Source organism: Bradyrhizobium liaoningense (genome assembly GCF_018130825.1).
In the GTDB taxonomy this organism is placed as follows: domain Bacteria; phylum Pseudomonadota; class Alphaproteobacteria; order Rhizobiales; family Xanthobacteraceae; genus Bradyrhizobium; species Bradyrhizobium liaoningense_B.
Genome location: NZ_JAFCJS010000007.1, coordinates 337,931 through 364,906, shown reverse-complemented (window position 1 = coordinate 364,906; position 26,976 = coordinate 337,931). Strand labels below are relative to the sequence as shown.

25 protein-coding genes are annotated in these 26,976 nt (G+C 66.0%); 3 read left to right on the top strand and 22 right to left on the bottom strand.

What is annotated here, in order from left to right; translation table 11 throughout:
* Positions 1 to 32: 32 nt before the first annotated feature.
* The 10 genes from JQ603_RS29205 to JQ603_RS29160 all read right to left on the bottom strand — a co-directional run bounded on the left by JQ603_RS29205 (position 33) and on the right by JQ603_RS29160 (position 10,749).
* Positions 33 to 365 carry a Rieske (2Fe-2S) protein gene (locus JQ603_RS29205; protein ID WP_433996659.1) on the bottom strand — a complete coding sequence of 111 codons (333 nt, stop codon included), beginning with the start codon at positions 363 to 365 and terminating at the stop codon, positions 33 to 35.
* Entirely contained in the window at positions 358 to 1,062 is a 705-nt protein-coding gene (locus tag JQ603_RS29200; RefSeq protein WP_212344578.1) for an ABC transporter ATP-binding protein, read from the bottom strand. Before JQ603_RS29200 ends, JQ603_RS29205 begins: the two co-directional genes overlap by 8 nt.
* Positions 1,055 to 1,837, bottom strand: coding sequence for an ABC transporter ATP-binding protein (locus tag JQ603_RS29195; protein ID WP_211400938.1), 783 nt, complete (start codon positions 1,835 to 1,837; stop codon positions 1,055 to 1,057). The genes JQ603_RS29200 and JQ603_RS29195 overlap by 8 nt, the downstream gene beginning before the upstream one ends.
* Entirely contained in the window at positions 1,837 to 2,883 is a 1,047-nt protein-coding gene (locus JQ603_RS29190) for a branched-chain amino acid ABC transporter permease (RefSeq protein ID WP_212344575.1), read from the bottom strand. Before JQ603_RS29190 ends, JQ603_RS29195 begins: the two co-directional genes overlap by 1 nt.
* The gene (locus JQ603_RS29185; RefSeq protein WP_212344572.1) at positions 2,880 to 3,752 is read right to left on the bottom strand and encodes a branched-chain amino acid ABC transporter permease; all 873 of its coding nucleotides are present in this window, start codon (positions 3,750 to 3,752) and stop codon (positions 2,880 to 2,882) included. The genes JQ603_RS29190 and JQ603_RS29185 overlap by 4 nt, the downstream gene beginning before the upstream one ends.
* Positions 3,753 to 3,820: 68 nt before the next feature.
* Positions 3,821 to 4,975, bottom strand: a complete 1,155-nt coding sequence (locus JQ603_RS29180; protein ID WP_212344569.1) for an ABC transporter substrate-binding protein — start codon at positions 4,973 to 4,975, stop codon at positions 3,821 to 3,823.
* 76 nt (positions 4,976 to 5,051) lie between these two features.
* Entirely contained in the window at positions 5,052 to 6,239 is a 1,188-nt protein-coding gene (locus tag JQ603_RS29175; RefSeq protein ID WP_212344567.1) for a xanthine dehydrogenase family Fe-S subunit, read from the bottom strand.
* Positions 6,236 to 7,072, bottom strand: a complete 837-nt coding sequence (locus tag JQ603_RS29170) for an FAD binding domain-containing protein (RefSeq protein ID WP_212344565.1) — start codon at positions 7,070 to 7,072, stop codon at positions 6,236 to 6,238. Before JQ603_RS29170 ends, JQ603_RS29175 begins: the two co-directional genes overlap by 4 nt.
* Complete coding sequence (locus JQ603_RS29165; RefSeq protein WP_245003919.1) at positions 7,069 to 9,360, bottom strand: xanthine dehydrogenase family protein molybdopterin-binding subunit; 2,292 nt, start codon at positions 9,358 to 9,360, stop codon at positions 7,069 to 7,071. Before JQ603_RS29165 ends, JQ603_RS29170 begins: the two co-directional genes overlap by 4 nt.
* 111 nt (positions 9,361 to 9,471) lie before the next feature.
* Positions 9,472 to 10,749, bottom strand: a complete 1,278-nt coding sequence (locus tag JQ603_RS29160) for an amidohydrolase/deacetylase family metallohydrolase (RefSeq protein ID WP_212344561.1) — start codon at positions 10,747 to 10,749, stop codon at positions 9,472 to 9,474.
* Between the two features lie 236 nt (positions 10,750 to 10,985).
* On the opposite strand from JQ603_RS29160, the gene JQ603_RS29155 reads away from it, so the two are divergent.
* From JQ603_RS29155 to JQ603_RS29145, 3 genes are all read left to right on the top strand, one after another.
* A complete protein-coding gene (locus JQ603_RS29155; protein ID WP_212344684.1) occupies positions 10,986 to 11,429 on the top strand; it encodes a MarR family transcriptional regulator in 444 nt (147 codons plus the stop codon).
* 266 nt (positions 11,430 to 11,695) lie between these two features.
* The gene (locus JQ603_RS29150) at positions 11,696 to 13,114 is read left to right on the top strand and encodes a cytosine permease (RefSeq protein ID WP_212344558.1); all 1,419 of its coding nucleotides are present in this window, start codon (positions 11,696 to 11,698) and stop codon (positions 13,112 to 13,114) included.
* Between the two features lie 4 nt (positions 13,115 to 13,118).
* Positions 13,119 to 14,057 (top strand): acetamidase/formamidase family protein, encoded by a 939-nt coding sequence (locus JQ603_RS29145; RefSeq protein ID WP_212344555.1) that lies wholly within the window; start codon positions 13,119 to 13,121, stop codon positions 14,055 to 14,057.
* A gap of 2 nt (positions 14,058 to 14,059) precedes the next feature.
* On the opposite strand, the gene JQ603_RS29140 is transcribed toward JQ603_RS29145, so the two are convergent.
* The 12 genes from JQ603_RS29140 to JQ603_RS29085 form a co-directional block, all read right to left on the bottom strand.
* Complete coding sequence (locus JQ603_RS29140) at positions 14,060 to 14,770, bottom strand: 4-carboxy-4-hydroxy-2-oxoadipate aldolase/oxaloacetate decarboxylase (protein ID WP_212344552.1); 711 nt, start codon at positions 14,768 to 14,770, stop codon at positions 14,060 to 14,062.
* A gap of 50 nt (positions 14,771 to 14,820) precedes the next feature.
* The gene (locus tag JQ603_RS29135) at positions 14,821 to 15,804 is read right to left on the bottom strand and encodes a flavin reductase family protein (protein ID WP_212344549.1); all 984 of its coding nucleotides are present in this window, start codon (positions 15,802 to 15,804) and stop codon (positions 14,821 to 14,823) included.
* A gap of 28 nt (positions 15,805 to 15,832) precedes the next feature.
* Positions 15,833 to 16,789, bottom strand: coding sequence for a LysR family transcriptional regulator (locus JQ603_RS29130; protein ID WP_212344547.1), 957 nt, complete (start codon positions 16,787 to 16,789; stop codon positions 15,833 to 15,835).
* Between the two features lie 173 nt (positions 16,790 to 16,962).
* Positions 16,963 to 17,841 (bottom strand): amidohydrolase family protein, encoded by an 879-nt coding sequence (locus JQ603_RS29125; protein WP_212344542.1) that lies wholly within the window; start codon positions 17,839 to 17,841, stop codon positions 16,963 to 16,965.
* Positions 17,842 to 17,853: 12 nt separating this feature from the next.
* Positions 17,854 to 19,161 (bottom strand): NtaA/DmoA family FMN-dependent monooxygenase, encoded by a 1,308-nt coding sequence (locus JQ603_RS29120; protein ID WP_212344539.1) that lies wholly within the window; start codon positions 19,159 to 19,161, stop codon positions 17,854 to 17,856.
* Between the two features lie 43 nt (positions 19,162 to 19,204).
* Positions 19,205 to 20,380, bottom strand: coding sequence for an alpha-hydroxy acid oxidase (locus JQ603_RS29115; RefSeq protein WP_212344537.1), 1,176 nt, complete (start codon positions 20,378 to 20,380; stop codon positions 19,205 to 19,207).
* 212 nt (positions 20,381 to 20,592) lie between these two features.
* Positions 20,593 to 21,891 (bottom strand): TRAP transporter large permease, encoded by a 1,299-nt coding sequence (locus tag JQ603_RS29110; protein ID WP_212344533.1) that lies wholly within the window; start codon positions 21,889 to 21,891, stop codon positions 20,593 to 20,595.
* Positions 21,888 to 22,451: a TRAP transporter small permease gene (locus tag JQ603_RS29105; protein ID WP_212344530.1), complete on the bottom strand. Its 564-nt coding sequence runs from the start codon at positions 22,449 to 22,451 to the stop codon at positions 21,888 to 21,890. The genes JQ603_RS29110 and JQ603_RS29105 overlap by 4 nt, the downstream gene beginning before the upstream one ends.
* A gap of 5 nt (positions 22,452 to 22,456) precedes the next feature.
* Positions 22,457 to 23,557: a TRAP transporter substrate-binding protein DctP gene (dctP, locus tag JQ603_RS29100; protein ID WP_245003918.1), complete on the bottom strand. Its 1,101-nt coding sequence runs from the start codon at positions 23,555 to 23,557 to the stop codon at positions 22,457 to 22,459.
* 268 nt (positions 23,558 to 23,825) lie between these two features.
* Entirely contained in the window at positions 23,826 to 24,593 is a 768-nt protein-coding gene (locus JQ603_RS29095) for a polysaccharide deacetylase family protein (RefSeq protein WP_212344529.1), read from the bottom strand.
* Positions 24,590 to 25,435, bottom strand: a complete 846-nt coding sequence (locus JQ603_RS29090) for a polysaccharide deacetylase family protein (RefSeq protein WP_212344518.1) — start codon at positions 25,433 to 25,435, stop codon at positions 24,590 to 24,592. The genes JQ603_RS29095 and JQ603_RS29090 overlap by 4 nt, the downstream gene beginning before the upstream one ends.
* A complete protein-coding gene (locus JQ603_RS29085; RefSeq protein WP_212344511.1) occupies positions 25,432 to 26,973 on the bottom strand; it encodes an ABC transporter substrate-binding protein in 1,542 nt (513 codons plus the stop codon). Before JQ603_RS29085 ends, JQ603_RS29090 begins: the two co-directional genes overlap by 4 nt.
* Between the last annotated feature and the right edge of the window lie 3 nt (positions 26,974 to 26,976).

Sequence of the window (26,976 nt, the reverse complement as noted above, 5' to 3'; positions counted from 1 at the left end):
GACCCGTCGGGCAAAACAGGAGCATGATGCCATCATCGGCCCGGTTGCCGCTGCTCCGCCTCAATCCAGATTTGCCCGCTCGTGATCCGCACCGGATGGAGCCGTAACGGCGGGCTTGGCCATCCCGCGGTGATCGCTCCGTCGCGCAAATCGAACGATGCCGCATGACGCGGGCAATGCAGCCGCCCCGCCGTCACCCGCCCCAAGGCGAGATCCGCCTGTTCGTGCGGGCACGCACGTTCGCAGGCGACCACATCGCCCTCGTTCCAGATCACGAGCAGGTCGCGCCCGGCGACGCGGACGATCGCCTCGAGCTTCAGCCGGTCGAGATCGCAGACCGCAATCCACCCGGCCTCGTCATCCACCGAGATAGGCCTTCCGCACATGCTCGTTCTCGATCAGCTCGGCGCCGGCACCAGACAGCACGATGCGGCCGTTCTCGAGCAGATAGGCGTGGTCGCACATCTCGAGCGCGGCGAAGGCGTTCTGCTCCACCAGCAGCACCGTGGTGCCGGCATCGCGGATGCCGCGGATGATCGCAAAGGTGCGCTCGACGATGTTGGGCGCAAGCCCGAGCGAAGGCTCGTCGAACATGATCAGCCGCGGCCGCGACATCAGCGCGCGCCCGATCGCCAGCATCTGCTGCTCGCCGCCGGACAGCGTGCCCGCCGCCTGCCGGCGCCGCTCTGCGAGCCGCGGAAATTCCGTGTAGATGCGGTCGCGGTCGGCCGCGATCGCGCCCGAACCACGACGGAGATAGGCCCCCATGTCGAGATTCTCCTCGACGCTCATGTGCGGGAATACGCGCCGCCCTTCCGGACAGTGCGCGATGCCGCTCGCCAGTACGCGCGGCGGCCGGGCGCCGGTGATGTCGATGCCCTCGAACTTCATTTGCCCGGCGCGCGGCGGCACCAGGCCGGAAATCGCGCGCAGCGTCGTGCTCTTGCCGGCGCCGTTGGCGCCGATCAGGGCGACCAGCTGTCCGGCCTTCACGTCGAGCGAAATGCCGCGCAGCGCGGTGACGCCGCCATAGCCGCAGACCACGTCGCGAATCTCAAGCACGTCCGGCTCCATGTCCGAGATAGGCTTCGATCACGGCGGGATCGTTGCGGATCACGTCAGGCGTCCCCTCGGCGATGATGCGGCCATAGTTGAGCACCACGATGCGGTCCGAGACCGTCATCACCATGGGCATGTCGTGCTCGACCAGCAGAATCGTGATGCCGCGGTCGCGGATGCCACGGATCAATTCGACGAAACGGTGGGTTTCCGAGGCGTTCATGCCGGAGACGGGCTCGTCGAGCAGCAGCATCGACGGCTCCGCCGCGAGCGCCAGCGCGACGCCGACGAGGCGCTGCTCGCCATAGGAGAGCGAGCCGGCCGCATCGTGGGCGCGGCGTTCGAGGCCGACCCATTCGAGCAGCTCGCTCGCGCGCTGCCGTAAGCGGCGCTCCGAGGCACGCGCACCCGGCAGACCGAGGATGGCGTCGAGCAGCCGGACCCGGCCCTGACGATGCAGGCCGATCAGGAGGTTGTCGTAGACGGTATCATTGGGAAACACGCTGGTGCGCTGGAAGGTCCGGATCAGGCCGAGATCGGCGATCTCGTGCGGCTTCAATCCGGTGAGCGTCGTGCCCTGATAGGTGACACGGCCCGCGCTCGGCGTCAGGAAGCCGGTCATGACGTTGAAGGCGGTGGTCTTGCCGGCACCGTTCGGGCCGATCAGGCTGACGATCTCGCCCTCGCCGACCGTAAAGCTCATGTCGGAGATCGCGACCAGCCCGCCGAAGCGAACCGCGACCTGATCGATCGTCATGGCAATGCTGCGCGCGGTCATCACGCCGGCTCCTTGGCACCGGTCTCAGTGAGAGCGACCGGCGCCAGCGCCGTCGTGTCACTCCTGCGCCTTGTCAATCGCTGCGCCAGCGAGGGCACGATGCCGCGCGGCAGCACGAACAGGATGGCCATCAGCACGCTGCCATAGGCGATCCACTGCGCTTCCGGCGCCATCACCGGCCGCAGCGCGACCGGCAGCAGCCCGAAGATCAGGCCGCCGACGACGGGCCCCGCCAGCGAACCCTTGCCGCCGCTGATGACCATGATCACCATGGTGACGGTATTGATGAAGGCGAACACTTCGGGGTCGATGATCCGGATGTAGTGCGCATAGAGGCTGCCGGCTGCGCCGGCGATGGCGGCCGAGATCACGGCGGCAATCGTCAAAGTCCTGGTCACATCGATGCCGACCGAGACTGCCAGCGTCTCGTTCTCCATCAACCCGCGCATGGAGCGGCCGAAATGGGAGTGAACGAGGCGCGCGATCAGGAGATAGGCGATGAGCGCGACGACCAGAACGAGGTAGTAGTTCTGCATCTTGGTCCGAAGCGTCAGCTCACCAATGCCGGGCAATGGCAGCGCGATGGAGGGAATGTTAGTCAGCGCCAGCGGACCCTGCGTCAGCTCGACCCAGTTCAGCGCGACCAGCCGGACCACCTCGGCAAAGGAGATCGTGACGATGACGAAATAGGCGCCGCGGACGCGGAACGAGAGAAGGCCGACGAAATAGCCGCACAATCCGGCAACCAGGATCGCCAGCACGAAGCCTGCGATCGGCGGCCAGGGCGCGTGGACAAGACGAAAACCTCCGGGCAGGCCGATGTCGAAGCCGAGCGACGTCAACGCGCTCACATAGGCGCCGATGCCGAAGAAGGCGATATGGCCGAGGCTGAGCTGGCCGGTGAAGCCGAGCAGCAGATTGAGGCTCATCGCGCCGATGACGAAGATGCCGGTCGTGATCAGCGCGTTGAGGAGGTAGGGATCGCGCAGCCAAAGCGGCACCGAGGCGAGCGCGGCGACGGCGAGAATGGTGATGATCGCCCTCATCCGACGCGCTCCGCGCGCGCGAACAGGCCGGTCGGCCGGAAGATCAGGACCGCGATGATGATCAGAAAGCCCATGGCGTCGCGGTAGCCCGACGAGACGTAGCCGGCGCCGAGCTCCTCGGCGAGCGCCAGGATGAAGCCGCCGATCACCGCGCCGGTGATGTTGCCGAGACCGCCGAGGATGACGATGGCGAAGGCTTTGACGGCGGCGAGATCGCCCATCTGCGGGAAGATCACATAGACCGGCCCGAGCAGCGCGCCGGCGGCAGCGGCCAGGCTGGAGCCAATCGCGAAGGTCGAGGTATAGATCATGTCGACATTGACGCCCATCAGCGAGGCCGTGTCGTGGTCCTGGAACGTCGCCCGCATCGCGCGGCCGAGGCTGGTCCTGTTGATCAGGAGATACGTCACCACGATCAACATTGCCGCCGCAGCGAGCACGAACAGGCGCAGCCAGGACACCGACACCGGCCCGAGCACCAGCGGCGTTTCAGGGAATGGCGTCGTCACCGATTTGGCGACGCCGCCCCAGATCCACAGCGTGCCCGACTGCATCGCGATCCAGGCGCCGATCATGACCAGCATGGTGGTGTCGATGTCGGAACCGCGCAGCGGCCGCAGCAGGGTCAACTCGATCGCCGCGCCCAGCAGCCATCCCGCCAGCACGGCCACGGGCAGCGCGAGGAAGAAGTTCAGCCCGAGCTGCTGCACGACGATGAACATGACGTAGGCGCCGAACGTGTAGAGCACACCATGCGTGAAGTTCACGACGTTCATGATGCCGAAGATCAAGGTCAGCCCGATGCCCAGCAGCGCATAGGTGCCGCCGAGCACGAGCATGTTGACCAGATGCTGGAGGAATTCGCTCAAGGTTGTTTCCGATTAGTCCGCATGCGGCAAGAGCGGCGGTATGCCGCCCTCGCCTGCAAATACGCGTGTCAGAGCGTCTTCATCTCGACCTTGCCGTCGTTGATCTCGATGAGATAGACGTTCGGCTGGCTCTGCCCGCTCTCCTTGCCCTCGGGGCCGGACTTGCGGAACACGATGTCGCCGTTCAGCCCCTTGATGTTGATGTTCCAGAGCGCCGCCTTGATCGCGGCGGGTTCGGCCTTACCTGCTTTCTCGATCGCCGCAGCAGCCGTGCGGATACCGTCATAGCCGCGAAAACTCTCGGTGCAGCCTGCGAACTCGAAGCCGCGCTTCTTCCATTCCGTGATGAAATAGTTGGTCGCTTCCGGGTTCGGCGTCTTGTCCGGAAACCAGGGCAGAAAGGTGGTCAGATGCATGGTGCCGTTGGCGGCGGCGCCCGCCTGCGCGATGATCTGGTCCGGGTTCTGCGAGCCGCCGGTGGTGATGATGCGCTTCTTCAGGCCCAACGCGGCAGCCTGCTTGAAGATCAGGGTAAGCTGGTCGACCGCGGTCGTGACGATGACCGTCTCGGAATCCGAGCTCTTGATCTTGGAGAGCTGCGCGCTCATGTCCTGCGCGCCCTGGTCCATGGTCTCGACGAGACCGATGGTGATGCCCTTGTCCTTCATCATCTTGCTGAAATCCTCGGCGGTGCCGCGGCCCCAGTCGTTGTTGATGACGAGGAAGTCGACCTTCTTCAGCGCAAGCTTGTCGACGATGCCCTTGAACGCGGCGGCCTCGACCGCCGAGGGAGGCGAGATGCGGAAGATGAAGGGATTTCCGGTCGTCGTGATCTTGCCGGATGACGAGGTCTCCACCACCATCGGTGTCTCGTATTCCATCAGCTTCGGCATCACCGCGAGCGTCAGGCTCGAGCCCCAGGCGCCCATCAGCACCGGCACCTTGTCGCTGGTGATGAGCTTTTCGGCGACGGCGGCCGCTTCCGTCGGGTTGCTCTTGTTGTCCTCGATGACGAGCTCGATCTTCTTGCCGAGGATGCCGCCCTTGGCGTTGATCTCGTCGGCGGCGATCTTGGCGCCGTTGACGACGTAAGTGCCTGACGCAGCGAACGCGCCGGTGAGCGGCTCGTTGACGCCGATCTTGATGGTCTGCGCCCCTGCGGCGCCGCCGAACAAGGCCGTCGTCAGCGCGATTGTCCTGACTAGTCCGAGTGTTCGTGTCATGTTGTCTCTCCAAATCCCACGCTGTTGATTGTTATGGCAGTCCAGGCTTCGTCACTTCCCGATGCGCAAGCACCGATCACCCCGCCCCGCTCCGGCGGCCGAGCATGCGGGCGATCCGTGCGCGCAGAACGCCCGATGCAATCGACCAGAAGCTGAGCTCCGCCGGCGTCCCCGGCCGCGACGGCGCTCCGGACATGTGGCGATCGAGATTGGCGGCGAAGTCGGTGACCAGGCGCCGGGCGAGATCGCGCACCAGGCCGGGCCGGCCGACTTGCGCCAGCATTCCCGTGAGCGTGTAGCCCATCGACAGCTCGACCGCGGTCGCCGCGCCGCCTTCGAGCGGCAGCAGGCGATAGCGGATCTCGCCTTGCGTCGCCGAATGGCTGCGCTGGTCGGTGCCGATGCCGACGATGCGCCCCGAGAGCGTCGCGGGATCGCGCTCGACGCGGGCGGCGCCCTCGAAGCTTGCTGCGATCGGTCCGAGCCTGACGCGGATCGAACCTTCCACGCGCTCCGGTCTCGGCGACGACGTCAGCGATACGCCGGGCAGGCAGGCCGCGATGCCTGCGATGTCGTCGAACATCGCGAACACCTTTGCCGGCGCGTGCAGCAGCGTGAAGCGCTGGTCGAGTACGGTTGCCGGAATGAAGTCGGGGATGCTGCCCGGTGCGGCACTCTCCGAGGCCGGGGCCGGCGCCTGCTGCGCAGGCCGCAACTCGCTTCCGCCGGGTGCAGCGCGCCCGGACCCGACGGGGCCGAGACTGGTCCGGCCGCCACCCGTCTGCGGCGCGATGCTGCGCGCGCGCCGGGCTTCGATCACGGACTGCACCGCCCGCACGATCCCGACATAGCCGGTGCAGCGGCAGAGATTGCCGCTGAGACCGACGCGAATGCGCCGCTCGTCGGCGTCGGGCAGACGCAGCACGAGGTCGCGCGCCGAGACCAGCATGCCCGGTGTGCAATAGCCGCACTGCAGCGCGTGCTCGCGGGTGAAGGCGGCACGCAGCTCGGTCGTGATCTCGTCCTCGTCGAGGCCCTCGATCGTGGTGATGTCTGCGCCCTCGCAGGCCGCGGCATAGGTGATGCAGGAGCGCGCCGGCACGCCGTCGAGCAGCACGGTGCAGGCGCCGCAGACGCCGTGCTCGCAGCCGAGATGGGTGCCGGTGAGATCGAGCTTGTCGCGGACGAAATCGGCAAGGCTGGTGCGTGGCTCGGCGGACAGCTCCACGGCGCGGCGATTGACCTGAAGCGCGATCGTGGTCATGCCGCGGCCTCCTGGACGGCGCGCTTCAACACGCTGACATGGATGTGGCGCTGCGCGGCGTCGTCGATGCCGGCTTTCGTCAGAAGAGCGTCGGCGACACGGACGTCAAAACGCTGCTTGTAGTCGGCCGCGATCCGGCCGCCGAACAGCTCGGCCGCATCGGTCAGGACGATCGGCGCGGTATCGATTGCACCGATCACGACGCGAGCAGTCGCAGCCGTGGGATCGACCAGCGCCGCACCGATGGCATGGGCGAACTCACCGGTCTTGCGGCAGCTCTTGGCGTAGCCCCAATGCGCCGACGTCGCGCGCGTCGGCACATGGACCGCTTCGACGATCTCGCCGGCATGGAGCGCGGATTCCAGCGCACCCACGACAAACGCTTCGACAACCATGGATCGCGCGCCGGCCAGGCTGCGCAGCGTCACCCGCGCGCCTAGCGCTGCCAAGGCCGAGATCCAGTCCGCAGCGGGATCAGCGTGGCTGAGCGAGCCGCCGATGGTGCCGCGGTTGCGCACCGCGCGATAGGCAATGTTCGCCGCAACAGAACGCATCGCGCCGCGGGTCACGTCGGCCGTGCGGCCGTCCTCGATGTCGGCATGGGTGACCAAGGCGCCGAGCACGAGCTCGCCGCCGGAAATCTCGGCGCGCTTGAGCTCGGCAAGGCCGGAGATGTCGACGATCAGCTCCGGCTGCACCAGCCGCAGATTGAGCATCGGACCGAGCGACTGGCCGCCGGCGATAATCTTTGCCGATCCGTGGCTTGCGGCCAGCATCGACAGCGCGGCATCGAGATCGCGCGGGCGTTCGTAAGCGAAGGGCGCCGGTTTCATGCCGCGCTCCTTTTCGTCGCGCGCGCGGCCAGCACCGCCGCGACGATCCGGTGCGGCGTGATCGGCGACTGCATCAGCTCGACGCCGAGCGGGCGCAAGGCATCGTTGACGGCGTTGGCTATCGCGGCGGGCGGGGCGATCGCACCGCCCTCGCCGATACCCTTCACGCCGAACTGCGTATAGGGCGACGGCGTCTCCATGTGGTCGAGGCGCGCGGCGGGAACTTCGGTCGGCCCCGGCAGCAGATAGTCGGCAAGCGTCGTCGCCAGCGGCTGGCCGGAGGCATCGAACGGCATTTCCTCGTAAAGCGCGGTGCCGATGCCTTGCGCGAGTCCGCCATAGATCTGGCCGTCGACGACGAGCGGATTGACCAGCACGCCGCCGTCCTCGACGATCACATAATCAAGAATTTCCACCTCGCCGAGATCAGGATCGACCGCGACGACGGCGGCGTGCGCGGCGTAGCTGAAGGTCCCGCTGTCACGCACGGGCTTGTAGCCCTGCGTCACCTCCAACCCGCCGGGATCGACGTCGGCCGGCAGATCCTGCGGGCGGCGATACCAGGTGTGGGCGATCGCCTTGAGGCTGACGCTGCCATTGACCCCGCGCACCTCGCCGTTCTGAAGCACCACCGAGGCGGGATCGTGCTGCAACAGTTTTGCGCCGATGCGCCGGGCGCGTTCGCCGAGCTCGCGGCAGGCGGTCGCGACCGCACCGCCGGCCATCACCATCGAGCGTGAGCCCCAGGTGCCGGTCGAATAGGGCGTCATCGCGGTGTCACCGAGGATGATGCGGATCTTTGCGACATCGACGCCGAGGATTTCGTGCGCGACCTGGGCGAGCGTGGTCTCCATGCCCTGCCCGTGCGAATGCACGCCGACACGCAATTCGAGGCCGCCGTCCGGCGTCAGTCGAGCGGAGGCCTGCTCGTGACCCGGCACCATCGGAATGCCCCAGCCGGAATAGACCGAGGTGCCGTGCGCGGCCTGCTCGCAATAGATGGAGACGCCGACGCCGATGCGGCGGCCGTCGGTCCCGCCTTGCTCTTGCTTCGCGCGGATCGCGTCGATGTCGATCGCAGCCAGCGCGCGGCGCATCGCTTCCGGATAATCGCCGCTGTCGAAGTGCTTCCTGGTGATGTTGTCGAACGGCATCTGTTCGGGGCGCACCAGATTGCGCAGCCGCACCTCGCCGGGTTCGAGGCCGGCTTCGGCCGCGACGAGGTCGAGCATCAATTCCAGCGCGAAGCAGACACCGGTGCGCGCGACGCCGCGATAAGGCAGGATCGGGCATTTATTGGTGGCGACCGAGAAGGTGCGGCAGCGATAGGCCGGCATCTTGTAGGGGCCCGGCAAAATGCTCGCGACCTGCGCGGCCTCCAAGCAGGCCGAGAACGGATAGGACGAGTAGGCGCCGGAATCCACGGTCGCTTCGCAGTCGATGCCGCGCAAGCTGCCGTCGCGGTCGGCATAGACCGTGATCTTGTAGTGGTGCTCGCGGCAATTGGAGCTGGCGACGAGATGCTCGCGGCGGTCCTCGAGCCAGCGCACGGGATGGCCGCAGCGCATCGTCAGCCAGGACAGGCAGACCTCTTCGGGCAGCAGAATGCCCTTGTGGCCGAACCCGCCGCCGACATCGGGCGAGATGACGCGGATCTGGCCCTCCTCCATGCCGAGGCACTCGGCAAGGCCGCTGCGGGTGATGTGCGGCATCTGCGCCGCCGAATGCAGCGTCAGCTGGTCGAGCCGGGAATCGAAGGTCGCGACCACGCCGCGGCCTTCCAGCGGCGACATGCATTGCCGCGCGGTCGAGATCTCGCGCGTCACCTTGATCGGCGCATCGAGCGCGGCGGAGATGTCGACCTCGTAATTGGTTTCGAGGAAGACGTTGTCGCCCCAATGCTCGTGCACCAGCGCCGTATCAGGCTCGCGCGCCTTCAGCATGTCGGTGATCGCCGGCAGCTCCTCCAGATCGAGCGTCACGGAGGCCGCGATATCCTCCGCCTCGGCCCGCGTCGGCGCGAGGCACATCGCGACGAGTTCACCGACCTGCCGCACCTTGCCGGTCGCCAGCACCGGCTGCTCCGAGATCTTGAAGCCCGGAAGACCGGACACGGCGCGGATCGGCTTGATGCCGACGAGATCCGCGGCCGTGAACACACGACCGCGATGGCGCTCCGGCACGTGGATGCCGCGAATGCGCGCATGCGCCAGCGGGCTGCGCACGAAGGCAACGTCCTGAAGGCCGGCGAGCCTGACGTCGCCGACATACCGGCCGCGGCCGCGCATCAGGCGATCGTCCTCCTTCCGCGGCAGCCGTGCGCCCACCCCCTGCCCGGATTGGCCCGAAGGAAATTCCCGCTCGTTGCGCAACTCCGCGCCCTCCTTCACCGCCTGGCCTTACGCCGCGACGGCTTGCGGCAGGATCGGCGCGACCGCGTCGAAGCGCGTGCCAGCGCGCAGGCAGAAGGCCGGCTGCAGCAGACGCTCGGCGATCACTTCGTTCTTCTCATTGTCCTTCAGGACGAAGCGGCCGTTCTTCTCGGCGAGCACGGAGACGTCGGCATCCATGCCGACCTTGAGCGCGCCGATCTCCCCGCTGCGGCCGAGCATTTTTGCCGGATTGGAGGTGACCATCGGCACCACCTGCTCCAGCGACAGGCCGAGCGCCATCATCGAGCTCATCGCCTGCACCAGGCTGAACTTGGCCTGCCCTGCAAACGGATGGTTCTCCTCGTCCTCGTGCTGGTCGGGCGTTCCCGCCGGCGCGGGCACGTGGGTGTTGTAGCCGTGGATGTCGGCGCCCAGCGTGGTCGGAATGATGCCGGCGGCGATCGCCTTCTTGGCGAGCCTATAGGAGAAGTGGCTGCCGTGGCCGACATCGACCTTCAGGCCGCGGTCGAGCGCGGCCTGGATTACCGGGTGCACCTCGCCCTCACGATTGACGAAACCGCCGGGGTGGCGCGTGAAGGGATGGGCGAGAATGTCGCCCTCGCGCAAGAGCGGGATCACGCGGGTGAGAATGGTGTCGGCATCCTCGCCATTGGCGCCGCTCTCGGGCAGGCCCCAGAGCTGGCCGAAATGCACATAGACCGGCAGGTCGGCGCGCTTGCCGATCTCCGCCGCCATCTCGATGACGCGGATGCCCCAGCGCGCAAAGCCGCCGATCTCGGCATGAGCCTTGATGCCGCGCACGATGTCGAGATTGGCCGTCGCCGACTTCACGGTGGCGTCGACGTCGACGCCGTCGGGGCTGTAGAGCTGCGGATAGAAATGTCCCTCTAGTCCGCCGACGAGATAGGCGGAGAGGAAAGCGTAGACGCGCGAGGCTGAGGGCTCGGCAATGAAATGACGAAAGCCCGGCAGCGTCATGCAGGACGGGCCGCCCTGGTCGACCAGCGTCGTCACGCCCGACTGCACGCCGACCATGTCGGGGTTCATGCCGAACCGGCCCGAGACATATTGATAGACATGGGCGTGGGTGTCGATCAGCCCGGGCAGCACCAGCTTGCCGCCGACGTCGACGACCTCCTTCGCGCTGGTCGGCAGGATGTCCGCCGCAACCGCCGCGATCTTGCCGCCCCGGATGGCGACGTCCTTGACGCCGTCTATGCCCGAAGCCGGGCAGATCACGCGGCCGCCTCGCAGCAGAAGGTCGAAGCTGGCAGTGACTGACATGGCGCTCTCCTCAAGTTCTTGCGCAGGCGGTTGCCCCGCTCTCGAATTACGAAGCATGCTTCGCATTTGGATACGAAGTATGCTTCGCATTTTGACAAAAGCAAGCTTCGTGCCATGATCCTGTTGTGGCGAGCGCATTCGAATCGAGCTATGCGCGACTGAGTTTCGGGTTGGGAGAGCGTGCATTGCGGCAAGCCAGGAAAAGTCGCAGCGGGGGCAAGCACCGCCCCTGGCCATTGTCGCAGCGACCCGGCTATCTGATCCGGCGACTGCACCAGATTCACGTCGCGCTGTTTCAGGACGCCTGCGGCGAATTCGAGGTCACGCCGCTGCAATACAGCCTGCTCTCGGCGCTGGCGGTGCGAGAAACCGCCGATCAGACCACTTTGGCGGCCGATATCGCCCTGGATCGCACAACGACGACCGGTGCCTTGAAGCGGCTCGCCGCACGGAACCTGGTCGAGCGCGCGGTCAACAAGGACGATCGCCGCGCGCGGTTGTGCCGCCTGACGCCGACCGGCGCCGCGCTGCTGGTCAAGATCGAGGGCGCGGCACGGCGGGCGCATCGTGCGACGCTCGGCGATCTCAGCGAGCGGGAACAGGCTCTCTTCATCGAGATGATGCAGCGCATCGTGGCCGGCAATCCAAGTCGCGACAGTTCCGCTGCCCTATTCGATTAGCCGCAGTTGCTGCGCTTTTGAGTTGGGCTGCTCAATTTATCATCGTACCGCTGCCTGGCCGTGCAACGTCCACCGCGTCTCGCCGACACGTCGGAGGTGCCGCGGCGAGCCGGCGGGTCAGCATCGGCTGCGCTTGAAAACGCAACAGCAATCCGGCGCGAGCCACGCTGCACCGGCATCGGCGCACGCCCTGCCCGGCCGCTGCGCAACCAATGGCACGATTTATGCTGCGATGATGCGAAGCGTGCTTCGTATTGGGGGATGTCATGACGGATTCCGAACTTCGCGCTGATATTCACAGCATCGAGCCAATTCCCGATGCGGACCGGGACTCCACCGGCCCGCAGCAGATGTGGATCTGGGCCGGCGCCAACATCGCGCCGGTCAACTGGGCGCTCGGCGCGCTCGGCATCATTCTCAAGCTCGGCCTGATGGAGACCATCGCGGTCATCGTGCTCGGCAACATCGTGGGCTGCGCGATCTTCGCGACCTTCACGGTGATGGGGCACAAGACCGGCGTCAACCAGATGGTGCTGAGCCGGTCCGCCTTCGGCGTCCGCGGCGCCTACCTGCCGAGCATCCTGATGTTCCTGATGACGCTGGGCTGGATCGGCGTGAACACCTATTTCCCGGTGAAGGTCTCGATGGGCATCCTCGGCCAGTTCGGCGTGCCCGACACCTGGCTGATCGAGATCGTCGTCATCACGCTGGTGATGGCGGCGCAGGTGCTGATCGGAATCTACGGCTTCTACGCGATCCGCACCTTCGAGAAGTACACGGTGCCGCCGACCATCGCCATCATGGTGCTGATGAGCGTGCTGGCCTGGACGCGCCCCGGCGTCGTCAACTGGAGCCTCACCACCTCGCTGCCGCCGGGCGCGCATATGGCGATGCTGACCTTGCTGATGACCGCGATCGGCGTCGGCTGGGGCATCTCCTGGGTCACCTGGGCCTCCGACTATTCGCGCTTCGTGCCGAGAAGTGTGCCGTCGAAATCCGTGTTCTGGTACAGCTATATCGGCATGTTCGTGCCGACGGTCTGGCTCGGCATCCTCGGCGCCACCATCGCCTCGACGACACTGGACACCGATCCTGCAAAAATGGTCAGCGCGGTGTTTGGCGGGCCGGTCAGCATCCTCGTTCTGCTGATGGTGCTGCACGGCCCGATCGCCACCAACATCCTCAACGTCTATTCGGCGACGCTGGCGGCGCTCAGCGCGGGACTGAAGCTCTCGCGCTTCTGGCTCACCGTCATCGTCGGTGTCGCCGGCTACCTGGTCACGCTGTATTTCATCTTCGCGCCGTCCTTTGCAAAAGCGTTCGACAACTGGATGATCAGCCTGCTGTTGTGGATGAGCCCGTGGGCCGGCGTGGTGCTCGCCGACTTCTTCATCAAGCGCAAGGGCCAGATCGACGTCGCCGAGCTCTATCGCTCGCCGGAGACCAGCGCCTATGGCGACATCAACTGGGCCGGCATGATCGCGTTCTTCGCCGGCCTCGTCGCGGGATGGCTGGTGGAGGACGGCCTCGTCGGCGCGCTGCAGGGGCCGATCTCGATCAACTTCCTGGGCGGTGCCGATCTGAGCTGGCTGTTCGGAATTGGCGTGGCGGGCCTCGTCTATCTCGCCCTCGGCAAGTTCGCGACCTCGCCCTCCTCGATCGTTGCGAGCAGCGCGGGCAGGTAGCGGCATGGACCACGTCCTGCGCTCCACGCCCGGAAACGTCCAGTGGGGACTCTGGGATGGACGACTGAAGCCGGTGCTCCGGATCGCATCCGGAGACCGGGTCACCATCGAGACGCTGTCGGGCGAGCCGGACGATCTGCCCGATCCCTCGCTCGGCTTTGAGACCGTCCCCGGACATGCGGAGGTGCTGGCAAGCGCCTTCCGCGGTCCGGGCCCGCATCTTCTTACCGGGCCGATCCATGTCGAGGGCACTGAACCCGGCGACGTGCTGGAAGTGCGCGTCTTGAATATCGAGCTGCGCTGCAATTGGGGCTGGAACCTGCAGGTGCCGACGCTCGGCACCCTGCCCGAGGATTTCCCCGAGTTCCGCCGCATCCATATTCCGCTGGACCGCGCGCGCAACGTCGCAAAGCTTCCCTGGGGACAGGAGCTGCCGCTCGCTCCCTTCTTCGGCAATTTCGGCGTCGCGCCGCCGCCGGCCTGGGGCCGGCTGTCCTCGAAAGAGCCGCGCGCGTTCGGCGGCAACATGGACAACAAGGAGCTAGGTGCCGGCAGCACGCTGTATTTTCCCGTCTTCGTGCCGGGCGCGCTGTTCTCGGCCGGTGACGGCCACGCGCTGCAGGGCGACGGCGAAGTCTGCCTGACCGCGATCGAGGCCGCGCTCACCGGCACCTTCGAATTCCATGTCCGCCGCGATCTCCGTCTCACCGCGCCCCGCGCGGAGACGGCGTCCGACTGGATCACCATGGGATTCGACGAGGATCTCGACGATGCCGCCAAGGCGGCGCTGCGCGACATGATCGCGCTGATCCGGGACAAGAGCGGCCTCAGCGCGCAGGATGCCTACACGCTCTGCTCGATCGCCGCCGACCTGCGCGTCACGCAGCTGGTCGACGGTAACAAGGGCATTCACTGCGTGCTGGCCAAATCCCGCATGCCGTGACGTCAGCGCGGATCGCTCCAGATAGCGTCGATCTCGACGATGCCGGCAGCCTCGAACAGGGGCTTCATGCCCGCGACATCGTAAAGCGTCTGCCCTGCGTCGAGCCGCCGCTTGATCTCAGCTTCCTTGGCCATCCGCGCCTCGGCGCTGCGAACGGCAGACTCGACATGCGCCGGCGGGATCGCCATGACGCCATCGGCGTCCCCGACGATCAGGTCCCCGGGATTGACCGTGACGCCCGAGACGACCACGGGAACGTTGACCGCGCCCGGGCCGCGCTTGCCGGGATAGGACACGGAGATGCAGGAAGCGAACACCGGAAATCCCATCTCGGTGATCTGCTGGGAGTCCCGCATCGCGCCGTCGATCACCGCGCCGCCCAGTTTCCTGATGCGGCTGTAGTAGCTCGCGATCTCGCCCCACAACGCGCCCTGCGGCGAGCCGCCATTGGTCAGCACGAGGATGTCGCCGGGCGCTGCGACCCGGAAAGCCGCATGCAGCATGAGATTGTCGCCGGGAAAATTGAACGAGGTGATGGCCTGGCCGCAGATCCGGGCCGCCGGAAACAGCGCGCGCATCTGCGGCTGCATCAGGCATTGCCGCCCGACCACTGCGCCCAATCCCTCATGCAGATCGGCGACGTTGATGCGGCTGGCGCGGTCGATCAGGGCCGGATCGAGGCGGGGAATTCGTGTATAGACGACGGATTGCACTGTGATGTCCTTTCCAGGTGAGAAGCGCTAGCGCACGATCCGCGCGCGGATCATTGGACGGGCGTCGGCTCCACGGCGCTGAGCTGCGTCGCAACCATCGTGTTGAGGACGCGCCTCACCGTCGCAAGATCGCTGTCCGGGATGCCCTGGAACAGGATCGCTTCGTTGGCACGCGCATGGGCCACGATCGCGCGGAGACGCCCCTCGCCTTGCGCAGTCAAACGAATGCGGCCGTGATCATCGACCGCCACAAGCCCCAGCGACACGACCGATTCAAGAAGGCTGCGGCTGGCGCCGAAATCGAGGAACAGCTCCGGCATCAACGCGTCGAGCGTGCGATCGGGCGAGGTCGCCGCAGCGCGCAGCAGCCGGGCCTGCATCAGCGTAAGGCCGAGCCCTTCCGTCTGCCGTCCCTGCTCCAGCCGCGAGGCGATGCTGCTGTAGGCGCGGATCATCAGGTTGGACAGCACGCGCTCCTCGCCGCCGTCGGGCCGGTCCGCGCTTCCGCCACCGGTGAAGGTGCGCATGTCGGGATGCTCGGCTGAGACCGCATAGCCGCCCTTGACGAAGAGCAGTGGCCTCCGATCATGGCGATGATAGCGTACGACCTCGCCGATCAGGATGAGATGGTCACCGCCGTCGAGGGTCTGGCGGCAGACGCATTCGAACGAGGCCGCGACGCCCGCAAGCAGCGGCGCAGCGCCCTCGCCCGCGTCACAATCGAGGTCCCTGAACTTGTCCGGTCTCGACCGGGCAAAGCGCTGCGACAGCTCGATCTGGTCTTCGGAGAGGACGTTGACAGCGAAGTGGGAGCACGCCGCGAAGGCAGCAAAGCTCTTGCTCTCGCGGCGGATCGACCACAGCACCAGCGGAGGATCGAGCGAGACCGAGGTGAACGAGTTCGATGTCAGGCCGAAGCGCTCGCCGCCCGCCGATGTCGAGATGACCGTGACGCCAGTTGCGAATTCGGCAAGACTGCGCCGAAAGCCCTCCAGCTCGACACGGGGGTCTCCACTCTCGATCGGTGATTTCATCGACGACTCCGTTCAGCCTGATTGGCCATCACACCGTGGTCACGCGGATCTGGATTCCCCGCCGCAGCGATTGGCGATCGACGGTTGCGGCGATCCATTCGGAAAAGCGACGCTTGATCTCGGTCAGCAGCCATTGCGCGGCCGGCCCGGGCGGCTGCTCGATCTTGTGCACGGCATAGAGCGGAAACCGCAGCGGCTCGCCGTTATGCGCGGCGAGTTTCAATTCCACGAGCTCGCCGGAATCGAGATAGCCTTGCGCGAGGTGGGTCGGCATCGCGCACCAGCCGAAGCCGTTGCGAACGAAATCGAGGCGGCTGAACTGGTCGATGAAGCTCCAGGTATGGGTTCCCATCACCACCCCGCGGTAGCGCTTGGTGCGGTCCACCATGGTGAGCTGGATGTGCTCTTCCAGCGCGGCCTGCGGGATCAATCCCTCGATCGCCGCCAGCGGGTGCCGGGACGAGGCCACCAGCGAGATCGGCACGTCGCCGAGAAATTCCATCTGAAAGCCCGGCATGCCGTCGAGCGCAGTCGAGTAGATCGCCAGCCGGGCATTGCCTTCGAACAGCGACTGCTCGGGCGCGCCAAGGCCTTCGGCGAGCAAATTCACCGAGACCAGCGGGAAACGCTCCCGGAATGCGCGCAGGCTTTCGATCAGCACGGTGCTCGGAAAGACCTGCTCGATCGAGAGACTGATCTCGGGCTCGGCCACGGTCGCCATGTTCTTGGCGCGCGCACGCAGCGCATCGGTGCTGCTGACGATCCGGCGTGCATCGTGGACGATCGCCTCGCCGGCCTCCGTCAGCCGGGGCAGCTTGCTCGAGCGGTCGAACAGTTTCAGCTCGAGCGCATCCTCGAGTGATTGGATCGATTGGCTGACCGCCGACTGGACACGATTGACCTTGCGCGCAGCCGCAGAGAAGTTGCCGCAGTCCGCGACGGCGATCAGCATCTGGAGTTGGTCCAGCGTCACCCTGGAGAGCATGTTCCACCTAGCCCAATGAGTTGAATCGGGCCGCGCAGGCCCTCCCATCAGGTCAATGAAACGGTCCGCCCGGCGCATCATCATTATATCTGATGATAGCGCATTGCATCCGCCCTGATCGCGTCGATCAGGCGCCGGTCGAGCGGATGGCGGGGCGGTACGGGGCATATCGGCTAGACGAATCCATAAAGACGGGCGGGATTATCGGAGAGGATGGCCTGGCGGGCCGCGGCGTCGGGCGCCCAGGCCAGCAGCAGATCCAGGAGGTCGGCATCGTCAGGCATGGTCTCCGCCGTCTCGGTCGGATGCGGCCAGTCCGATCCCCACAGCAGGCGGTCCGTCCCCTGCCGGACCAGGGCCTGCGCGATCGGCGCGACCTCCCTGTAGCCGGGGCCGCTGCCATGGGCGATGTGATAGGCGCCCGACAGCTTGACATAGACATTGTCACGCGCAGCTACTCGCAGCAGCGACTGCACCGCGGGATGCTCCACCGCGAGCGGGCGGGCATAGCGGCCCATATGGTCGATCACCACGGTGCACGGCAAACGCGCGATCAGCGTCTCGTGGTCGGGGAATTCCAGCCCGTCGAATTGAATCTGCAGATGCCAGCCGGTGCCGCGGATGCGCTCCGCCATGACGGGCACATCGGACCATTCGGTGACGCTGCCCCGCATCTGATGGTAGCGCAGGCCCCGCGCGCCGGCTTGCCAGAGCCGGTCGAGTTCGCTGTCGGTGACGCCAGTCGGGACAGTCACGACCGCCCGCGCGCCGGAGCCGAACGCGGCAACCGAGTCCAGCGTGCAGCGATTATCGAATCCGTATGTCACGGGCTGGACGATGATCGTGCGCTGCAGGCCGAGCCGGGCCTGCACCTTGCGATAATCCTCGACGCTGAAGTCGGGCGGGAACAGCCAGGCTTTCGACGAGGCTGGATACGCCTTGCTGTAGATGTGCATGTGGGTGTCGCAGGCGCCGGCGGGCGCGCGAAGCGTGGGAATGCGTGGTGTAGACTGGTTCGGCATCTCGAAAGCACCGGTCGCGGCGGAGAGCACGCGACCGCCTCCTCAGTTCATGAAATTGTCGCGCAGGGTCTCGCCGTCATAGTCGGTCCGGAAGATCCCCTTGGCCTGCAGCAGCGGAACCACCTCGTCGACGAAGTTCTCGATGCTCCTGATGTTGGTGGTCGGCGTGACGTTGAAGCCGTGACAGCCGCTCGTGCGCCAGAGGTGCTCGAGCTGATCGGCGACCTGCTCCGGCGTGCCGACCAGTTGCGGCATGCCGGCGGTCGCCCCGAACACGCGCGCCGCGTCGCGCGCGGTCGCGTTGCCGTCGCCCGTCATGTTCGCCAGCGCCATCAGCATGCCGCGCGAGGCATCGGTGGTATTGGCAGCCAGCGGCGTGTCGAGATCGATCCTGCTGAAGTCGATGCCCAAGGTGCCGGACATCCGGCTGAGCGCGGCGTCGAGCGGGATGCGCTCGAAAAGCTCGGCCTGGCGGCGCTTCGCCTCGGCTTCAGTGCCGCCAAGCACGCATTGAATGCCGAACACCACTTTCGGCGGCTCGGCCCGCCCCTGCGATGTCGAGGAGTCCGCAAGCTTGTCGACGAAGGCCTTCATCGCCTCCACCCGCGCCTGGATCGAGAAGACGACGTCGCTGTGCTTCAGCGCGAATTCCTGGCCGCGGCCCGACGAGCCCGCCTGGAACAGCACGGGCCGGCCCTGCGCCGACGGCAAGGTCGGCGGAACAGTGTGGCAGCGGTAGTGCGCGCCGGCGAAATCGATCACTGCGACCTTGGCCGGATCGGCGAACTCGCCGGTTTGCCTGTTCGCAAGAACCGCGCCGGGCTGCACGCCGTTCCACAGCGCGTGACAGATCTCCATGTACTCGTCGGCCTGGTCGTAGCGCTTGTCGTGCTCGATCTGGTCGAGGCCGAGCGCGCGATGCTCCCCGCGCAGATGGCCTGACACGATGTTCCAGCCGACGCGGCCGCCGCTGATATAATCCAGCGTCGAGAGCCGGCGCACGGTGTGATAGGGATGCGTCCCCGCCGTCGAGAGCGTGACCGCAAGGCCGAGATGCTTCGTCTCCGCCAGCATCACGCCCAGCAAGGCCATCGGATCGTGGCAGGGCCAGGTGACGCCGTAGCGGACATAGTCTTCAAAGCTGTCCTTGTAGCGCTCCATGCCGCCGGGCGTATCGGCGAAGAACGCGGCATCGAACCGGCCGCGCTCGAGCGTTCGGGCAAGACGCTTCCAGTGCTCGAACAGCCGCATGCCTTCGACGCGATCGTCCTCGGGGTCGGCCCAGCTCAGCGCCGTATGGTTGATCGGGCTGTGCATGTAGAAGCCGATCAGGTGCATGCGTTTGGTCACGTCGTTCCTCTCGTCCTTGAAGCCGCCTCGGCATTCACCGCCGCTAGTTTCGTCCCATGCGGGGATCCAGCAGATCGATCAGGCTGTCCGGCCCCGCCTTGCCGACATCGATCCAGCCGAGCTGTCCCATCAGCAGGCTGATCTCCTGGCGCATGATATCGATGACCTTGCAGGCTCCGGTCTCGCCGGCCGCGGCAACGCCGAACATCGCGGGACGGCCGAAGAATGCGGCCCTGGCACCGAGGCACAGCGCTTTCGCAACGTCGCTGCCGCGGCGGAAGCCGCTGTCGATCAGGATCTCCATGCGGCCGCCGACCGCATCGGCGATCGCGGGCAGCATGTCGATCGAGCCGGGCGCACTGTCGAGCTGCCGCCCGCCATGGTTCGAGACCATCACGCCGCTTGCGCCGAGCTCGAGGCACTTCAGCGCGTCGGCCGGATGCATCACGCCCTTGACCACCAGCGGACCATCCCAGGCCTTGCGCACCTGTTCGAGGATCGACCATGTCTGCGCCGGCGCCGGCGTCTGCTCGCCGTAGAGATCGGCGACCGCATTGGCGCTGGCGCCCTCCGCCGCATAGGGCCGCCAGTTCTCCATCATGGGAATCCCACCCTCGGTGAGATAGCGCCAGGTCCAGCCCGGCCGGCTCAGTCCCTGCAGGATCACCGACGGCGTCATCTTCATCGGCCGGCGGAAGCCGTTGCGCAAATTACGCTCGCGCTTGCCCATCACAGGCGTATCGATCGTCATCAGCAGCACCCGCACGCCCAGCGCCTTGGCGCGGCGGACCAGATCGAGCGTGATGTGCGGGTCGCGCGTGCCGTAGATCTGGAACCAGGTCGTCTTCGGTGCCAGCGCCATGGCCGCCTCGATGGAATCGCAGCTCGCGCTCGACATGATGTAGGGAATCTCGAAACGCGCCGCCGCGCGCGCGAGCATCAGATCCGCGCCGGGGCGGAAGAAGCCGGCGATGCCCATCGGCGAGATACCGAACGGACTGGCATAATCGTGGCCGAACAGGTTCACCGTCTGGCGGCGTTTCTCGACGTCGACCAGATAACGCGGCAGCAGCTTGTAGCGATCGAACGCAACGCGGTTGCGCGCGAGCCCCGCCTCCCCGTCGACCCCGCCATCGATGAAATCGAAAGCGATCCGCGGCAGGCGCTTGCGCGCGAGCGTTCTGATGTCGTCGAAATTGATCGCCTGTTGAAGCTGCATGAGTTCTTGTCGGCTCACTTTGATGCACGCGGGATCGAAGGAGTCCGATCCGTCAGATTCATTATTCGTCGATCGCCACGCGGCAGAGAATTGGCCAAATTTTGATACTGACCATCAGCCGGCGTGATGGTGCTTCTCGCAATCGTGCAGGCACAGTGGAACAGCACGCGGCCACCGCCGCGCGCGCAAACTGTTCTGACGATGACGCCGTCTCAGCCCATGCGCGTCGGCAGGAACAAGGCGATCTCCGGCCAGATCGCGAGCATGAACAGCAGCACCAGCATGATCAGATGGAACGGAACGGTTCCCATCACGACTTCACTGAGCTTGCCGTCCCAGATGCTCTGGATGACGAAGAGATTGATGCCGATCGGCGGCGATATCTGGCCGAGCTCGATGAACATCACCAGCATGACGCCGAACCAGATCGGATCGACGCCGTACTGGACCAGGACCGGATAGAGCAGCGGCACCGTGATCACGATCATGCCCAGGCTCTCGACCAGACAGCCGAGCACCGTGTAGAGCACGAAGACGGCGATGAAGAACTCGACCTTGCTGAGGTGCAGACCGACGACGAAGGCGGTGACGTCGTCGCCGACGCCGGCATAGCTGATGGCGTAGGAGAACAGGAAGGCGGCGTAGACGATGAACAGGATGTTGCCGACAACCTCGACCGTGCGGTGCATGGCAGCGACGAAGTTCGACCAGGTCAGGTCGCCCCAGATGACTGATATCGCGATGCCGAACAGGCATCCGATCGCGGCCGCCTCGGTCGGCGTGGCCAGCCCCGAATAGATGCTGCCGAGAATGAACGCGATCAGGATCGCGAACGGCAGCACGTCGACCAGCGCGCCCATGATCCCGGCAACGCTGCGCGTCAGTATTTCCGCAGGCGCCGCGCTCGGCCTCATGGTTGTGTAGACCGCGATGTAGGCCATGAACATCGCGGTCAGGATCAAGCCGGGGATCACGCCGGCCATGAACAGCTTTGCGACCGAGGTCTCGCTGAAGGTGCCGTAAACGATCATGGCTATGCTCGGCGGGAACAGGATTCCGAGCGTGCCGCCGGCCGCGAGCGAACCGGCCGAGAGCCGGCGATCATATTTGCGCTGGCCGAGTTGAGGCAGCGCGACGCTGCCGATCGAGGCGGCGGTCGCGATGCTGGAGCCACTGATCGCGGCGAACACCGCACATCCCGCGATATTGGTCTGCAACAGGCCGCCGGGAATGCGCGCGACCAGGACCGACAGCCCGCGATAGATCCGAAAACTGAGCCCGCTCTTCTGCAGGATTTCGGCGAGCAGGATGAAGAGCGGGATGGCGGTCAGCGTAAAGCTGTCCATGCTGCCCCAGCTGACGAGGCCGAGCCCGTTGAAGGCATCGAAGCCGTTCTGCATGAACAAATAGACCACGGCCGGAATCGCGATGGCGAAAGGCACCTGCATGCCGAGGCCGAGCAGCGACAGGAAGACAGCGAAGGCGATGATGAGTTGGAGACCCGCGCTCATTGGCCACGGCTCCTGCGGCTTGCGGCCCCGAGCCAGCGGATGTCCGCCCGAAGCGTCCTGATCAGCGAATAGCAAAGAGCGGCGGTGCCGAGCGGCATGGTCAGTTGCGGAATCCACAAGGGCGTGCCGAGAATGGTCGCGGCGAAATCGCCGCCGTCAAAGCTGCGCAGCACCAGGCGGACCAGCTGCCAGAGCAGCAGCAGGCAGAAGGCGAGCGCGATCGCGTCGAAGATCAGCTTGCGCAGGGCGTGCCCGCGTTCGCCGAGCCTGTTGTCGATGAACTCTACCTTGTGGAAGGCACCGCTGACGAAGCAGGTCGACAGGCTCAGGAACGAGACGGCGACGAGCAGATAGCCGCCGAGCTCGTCGGCCGACTGGAGCGAGACGCCGAAGAGGTTTCTCAGGAGGACTTCGGCCGCGACCATGACCATCATGGACATGATGGCGAGCTCGCAGAGCCAGCGGCACAGGCGCTCGATCCAGCCCTCGACGGGTTGCGAAGGTCCGGCCTCGACGACGTGCCCGGCGTCGAGGTGCTGCGTTTGAGGAGATGACAGCATGCGGTTCAGCGTCCCAGAGCCTTGCGGACCTGATCCAGCAGTTCGGCCGCCTCGGGTCCCTGCGCTTTCGCCCACTCGGCGTAATAGGGCCTGATCTTCTGGCCGGCCTCCTCGACTTCCGCGGGCGACGGACTGGTCGCGGTCATTTGCGCGGCAAGCTTCTGGGTGAGATCCTGATCCTCGGCCGCCATCGCCCTGGTCGTCTTGTCGGCGATCTCGCGGATGGTGTCCTGCACGACGGTCTGCACGGAGGGCGACAGCCGGTCCCACGCCTTCTTGTTCACCAGCAGCAGCGAGGAGACATAGCCGAGGTTCAGCCGGTAATTGTACTTGAACAGGTCACGCCAGACATAGCCGTAGCCGGAGCTCGCGGTGATCGCGCCGTCGACGACGCCGCGGTCGATCGCCGCCGGGACTTCCGCCGTTCCCAGCGTCACCGGCGAGCCGCCCATCTTCTTGATGAACTCGCCTTGATCCGGCGAGATCACCCTGATCTTCTGGCCCTGGATGTCCTTCAGCGACTTGAGCTCCTTGCGCGACCAGATCACCTGCTCCGGAAACACGTACTGGCCGACCACGACGATGCCGCGCTTGGCGTAGGCCTCGCTCAGCGCCGGCGCGAGGATGGCCGAGACCTTCTGGTATTCGACGGGATCGTGCACCAGCATCGGCAGGCGCACGACCGCGCCGACCGGCACGCTGCCGAGGAAGAACGCGTCATCTCCCATCTGGACGATGTTGTCGGCGACGGCCTGGGTGATGTCGGTCGCCTTGATCTGCAGCGTACCGCCGAGGTGCAGCTTGATCTTCAGCTCGCCATTGGTGCGCTTGCCGATCTCGTCGAACAGCTCGGCGAGGCCCTTGGCGGCCGTGACGGTGGCGACGGAATTGTAGGTGTAGGCATTCCAGGTCTGGCCGGCCGTAACAGGGGTGGCCTGTGTCGCGAGGGCCGAGAGCGCCAGCAGGCCGGCTGCTGCGAATGCCGCGAGCCGCCGCGGCACCCGACTGCGCGCCGCCCGAGCCATGCCGTTGCGTGCATCGACGATCGCGGCGAAGGCCAGATTCGGTCTGGCGCCATCCCCCGACAACAGGACCTCTCGTTCCATTTCCACCCCTGAGGTTGATGTTCTTCTTTTGTAAAGCCGGGACGTGCCGCCCCTGGCCTCGCCCCGGCAGAACTATCTTGCCGAAACGCGATTGCGTTCTGTTAGCACATGGCTTTCCGGCCCGATTGGGCATTTTCCTGATGGCATCCATCGGCCGGAATGATGCATCGCGCGGCGATTTGCCGCTTATTCCGATGAACGGCACAAGCGCGACCTGCGGGCTGGGGGGCCCTATCGGCGGCGAGTTCTCGCGGGGATGCGGTGGCGGTCAGGCGAGCGACTGAGCGACCTCTTCGCAGGTCATAAACGCGACACCATCGAGACCGCGCAGCCAGCTCAGCAGGCCGTCGAGCGCGGCGACGCGGCTCGCCCGCGCGCTGCCATAGTCGCTGCGCGGATGCAGGGTCAGCGTGATCAGGCAGCGCTCGCGATGCATCGCATCGATCTCCTCGCGCCACATCTTGATGACGCGATCATGGGTCTGGCGTTGGGCGTAGAGCGTCGCGTCGATCAGGATCTCCGCATGCGGCACCTCGACCATGCCGCGGCCGCCATCGGCATCAAGCCGGTACGGATGGTCGTCATCCTGGAAGCTCGAATCATAGCGATAGCCGAGATCGGCGAGATGGCCGAGGGTACGTTCCGTCAGTCGGCCGTGTGGGGCCCGGAAACCGCGCGGCGCACGGCCGACGATCCGCGACAGCGTGGCATGCGTGCGCTCCAGCAGCGCCCGCTCGTCGACGCCAGCCGCGTCCATCTCTTCCATCGCCCAGCCATGCGCGGCGATCTCATGACCGCGGCCGGCGAGCGCGGCGACATAGGCGGGATTGGCTTCTGCTTCAGCACCCGGCACGAACACGGTGGATTTGATGCCGTGGCGATCGAGCAGTCCGAACAGCCGTTCGCAACCGACCGCATAGGCGTATTTTCCGTAGGAAGCGCGGCCGAACAGCGCGTCCTCGTGAGCTTGCGTCAGCTCCACCGTCTTGCCCTGGAGATTGACGGTGACGACAATGGGAATGATCGGCTTCGTCATTGTCCGCTCCAGTCCCGCCGCCAATCGGTCGGACGCTTCAGGCACCATTCGGCGAGTTCGAGCATGCCGACGAAGCGCACGCCCTCGTGGCGCTTGGCATATTTGATGAGCCCTTCGACCGCCGCGACGCGCGCGGGCGAGCCGGAGCCATAGCCGACGCGCGGGTGGAAGGTCAGGTTGTAGTAGCCGCCCTCGGCGTAGATCGCGTCGAACTCCTGCTCCCAATGCGTCAGCACTTCCGACGGCGGCGTATAGCTGACGCGGTAGAACGGGAAATCGTCGAGGCTCGAGGTGTTGTTGGGCAGGCAGACATAATCGCTGCGCTCCTCGCCGTCGTAGCGGGCGAGATATGGCAGGTCGAAATCCTTGTCGCTGGAATCGTAGACATAGCCGAGCTCGCGGAGCTTGCGCAGCGTGCGCGCCGTCTTGTGTCCGGACGGCGAGCGCCATCCCCGCGGCGCGATGCCGGTGATCTCGGTGAGCAGCCGGTGCGTCCGTTCCAGGAGCTCCGGCTCGGCATCTCCAGGGTCGACGCCCTCGTGAAAATAGCCGTGCGAGCCGATCTCGATGCCCGAGCGCGAGATGTTGCGGACGAGGTCCGGGCTCTCCTCGGCATCATAGCCGGAGACATAGAAGGTCCAGGGCACGTTGTGCCGCGAAAACATGTCGATGAAGCGCGGGATGCCGCATTTGGCGGAATAGCGTCCGTGCGAGCGCGCTCCAAGCGGCAGCTGGCCGCGGCCGCGTTCGAGCGAGGTGCCGTCGAAATCGAGCGTGAGGCCGACGACGCAGCGGGCGCCGTCCGGCCAGGCATGTTGCCTGCGCTGCGCAAGGGAGATCATCTGACAACCTCGACGTTCCAGAAGCGGGGTTTGCGGCCGGCCCACGGCGCATAACCGCGCACTTTGGGCGAGACCGCCGACACATTGACGCCGGAGCTCCACACGATCATCGGCGCATCGTCGACGAACAGTCTGTGGAGCGCATCGAACAGCGGCTGGCGCGCCTCCGGCGCGGGCGTTTCCATCAGCTTAGCCAGCAGCTCGATCGCATCGCGATTGCCCCAGACGCGATCCGGCTGCGCGGCCTTGTCGCCGATGAAGCGGTCGAGGCCGAAAGCGGGATCGAGATAGGGCGTGTAGTTCCACACCATGAGCTGATAGTCGCCCTTGTTGTAGCGGCTGAGCTGGGCCGCGAACTCGACGACCTCGACCGTGAGGTTAAGGCCCGCCTGCTGCGCCATCGCCTGCGCCATCACGGCGACGTCGTTCATGACCGGAAAGCGCGAATTGGTGGTGATCTTGATCGGCTCGCCCTTGTAGCCCGCCTCAATCAGCAGCTTCTTTGCGCGCGCAATGTCGAGGTTTTGGCCGGCCTGCTCCACCGCGCCATAATAGCGGCTCGACAGCGGCACCAGAGACGTGCTCGGCTTGGCGTAGCCGTCGGTGAGACTGTCGCTCATGCCGGGATAGTCGAGCGAGGCCGCAATGGCCTCGCGCAAACGCTTGTCTTTCAAGAGCGGATCGTTGGTCTGCATCACGATCGCGTTCAGCGAGGCCACCGGCGCCGATGCGATCACGAGGCCCGCCGACTTCAGCTCGCCCGCGAATTTCGGATCGGCTGACGGCCAGAGGTCGAGATTGCCGGACTGGATTGCGGCCTTTGCCGCCGCAGGATCGGGCACGATCGACAGCCTGACGCGATCGACCTTGGGCGCCTTGGCGCCTGCGAGGCCGTCGGCCGGCTCGCTGCGCGGCGCATAGGCCTCGTTGCGGGCGAGCTCGATGAACTGGCCGCGGCGCCATTCGGCAAGCCTAAACGGGCCGGTGCCAATCGCCTTCTGCCACGTCCCGTCCGCACCGACCGAGTCCGGATGCGCGATGCCGGTGCCGTCGCAATCGGCCCGCGCCATCGTGCTGAGGAACGCGCCGCTCGGCTCTGCGAGCCGGAAGACGACCTGCTCCGGCGATGGCGCGGTGATCTCGACAATCTTGGTCTTGCGCGTGCCGTCGAAATTGGTCCGGCATGGCCAGGCGGATTTCGGATCGAGGAAGCGCTCCCAGGTCCAGGCCACCTCCCGCGAGGTCAGCGGCGCGCCGTTGTGGAATGTTACGCCTTCGCGCAGCGTGAAGGTGTAGGTGCGGCCATCCGCCGACGTCTCGACCGCCTTCGCCAGCATCGGGGCGACGGTGCCGTCGCCGCGCCAGGCGACGAGGCCTTCGTAGATCTGCTGCAGCACGAGGCCGGTGTTGTCATCAGGGCTGTTGCCCGGCATCAGGCCGCGGATGTCGGTGGTGACCATGCTGCGCAGGACACTCTCGGCCTGGGCCGCGGATAACGGCGCAAGCATCAGGCACAACGCAACGACAAACCGTCTCATACG

What these genes read in the sequence shown, in the direction of transcription:
- JQ603_RS29195 (WP_211400938.1), bottom strand. Translation starts at nt 1,837, where the DNA reads ATGACCGCGCGCAGCATTGCCATGACGATCGATCAGGTCGCGGTTCGC.
- JQ603_RS29190 (WP_212344575.1), bottom strand. Translation starts at nt 2,883, where the DNA reads ATGAGGGCGATCATCACCATTCTCGCCGTCGCCGCGCTCGCCTCGGTG.
- JQ603_RS29180 (WP_212344569.1), bottom strand. Translation starts at nt 4,975, where the DNA reads ATGACACGAACACTCGGACTAGTCAGGACAATCGCGCTGACGACGGCC.
- JQ603_RS29175 (WP_212344567.1), bottom strand. Translation starts at nt 6,239, where the DNA reads ATGACCACGATCGCGCTTCAGGTCAATCGCCGCGCCGTGGAGCTGTCC.
- JQ603_RS29170 (WP_212344565.1), bottom strand. Translation starts at nt 7,072, where the DNA reads ATGAAACCGGCGCCCTTCGCTTACGAACGCCCGCGCGATCTCGATGCC.
- JQ603_RS29165 (WP_245003919.1), bottom strand. Translation starts at nt 9,360, where the DNA reads ATGCGCGGCCGCGGCCGGTATGTCGGCGACGTCAGGCTCGCCGGCCTT.
- JQ603_RS29160 (WP_212344561.1), bottom strand. Translation starts at nt 10,749, where the DNA reads ATGTCAGTCACTGCCAGCTTCGACCTTCTGCTGCGAGGCGGCCGCGTG.
- JQ603_RS29150 (WP_212344558.1), top strand. Translation starts at nt 11,696, where the DNA reads ATGACGGATTCCGAACTTCGCGCTGATATTCACAGCATCGAGCCAATT.
- JQ603_RS29145 (WP_212344555.1), top strand. Translation starts at nt 13,119, where the DNA reads ATGGACCACGTCCTGCGCTCCACGCCCGGAAACGTCCAGTGGGGACTC.
- JQ603_RS29135 (WP_212344549.1), bottom strand. Translation starts at nt 15,804, where the DNA reads ATGAAATCACCGATCGAGAGTGGAGACCCCCGTGTCGAGCTGGAGGGC.
- JQ603_RS29130 (WP_212344547.1), bottom strand. Translation starts at nt 16,789, where the DNA reads ATGCTCTCCAGGGTGACGCTGGACCAACTCCAGATGCTGATCGCCGTC.
- JQ603_RS29115 (WP_212344537.1), bottom strand. Translation starts at nt 20,380, where the DNA reads ATGCAGCTTCAACAGGCGATCAATTTCGACGACATCAGAACGCTCGCG.
- JQ603_RS29110 (WP_212344533.1), bottom strand. Translation starts at nt 21,891, where the DNA reads ATGAGCGCGGGTCTCCAACTCATCATCGCCTTCGCTGTCTTCCTGTCG.
- JQ603_RS29105 (WP_212344530.1), bottom strand. Translation starts at nt 22,451, where the DNA reads ATGCTGTCATCTCCTCAAACGCAGCACCTCGACGCCGGGCACGTCGTC.
- dctP (WP_245003918.1), bottom strand. Translation starts at nt 23,557, where the DNA reads ATGGAACGAGAGGTCCTGTTGTCGGGGGATGGCGCCAGACCGAATCTG.
- JQ603_RS29095 (WP_212344529.1), bottom strand. Translation starts at nt 24,593, where the DNA reads ATGACGAAGCCGATCATTCCCATTGTCGTCACCGTCAATCTCCAGGGC.
- JQ603_RS29090 (WP_212344518.1), bottom strand. Translation starts at nt 25,435, where the DNA reads ATGATCTCCCTTGCGCAGCGCAGGCAACATGCCTGGCCGGACGGCGCC.
- JQ603_RS29085 (WP_212344511.1), bottom strand. Translation starts at nt 26,973, where the DNA reads ATGAGACGGTTTGTCGTTGCGTTGTGCCTGATGCTTGCGCCGTTATCC.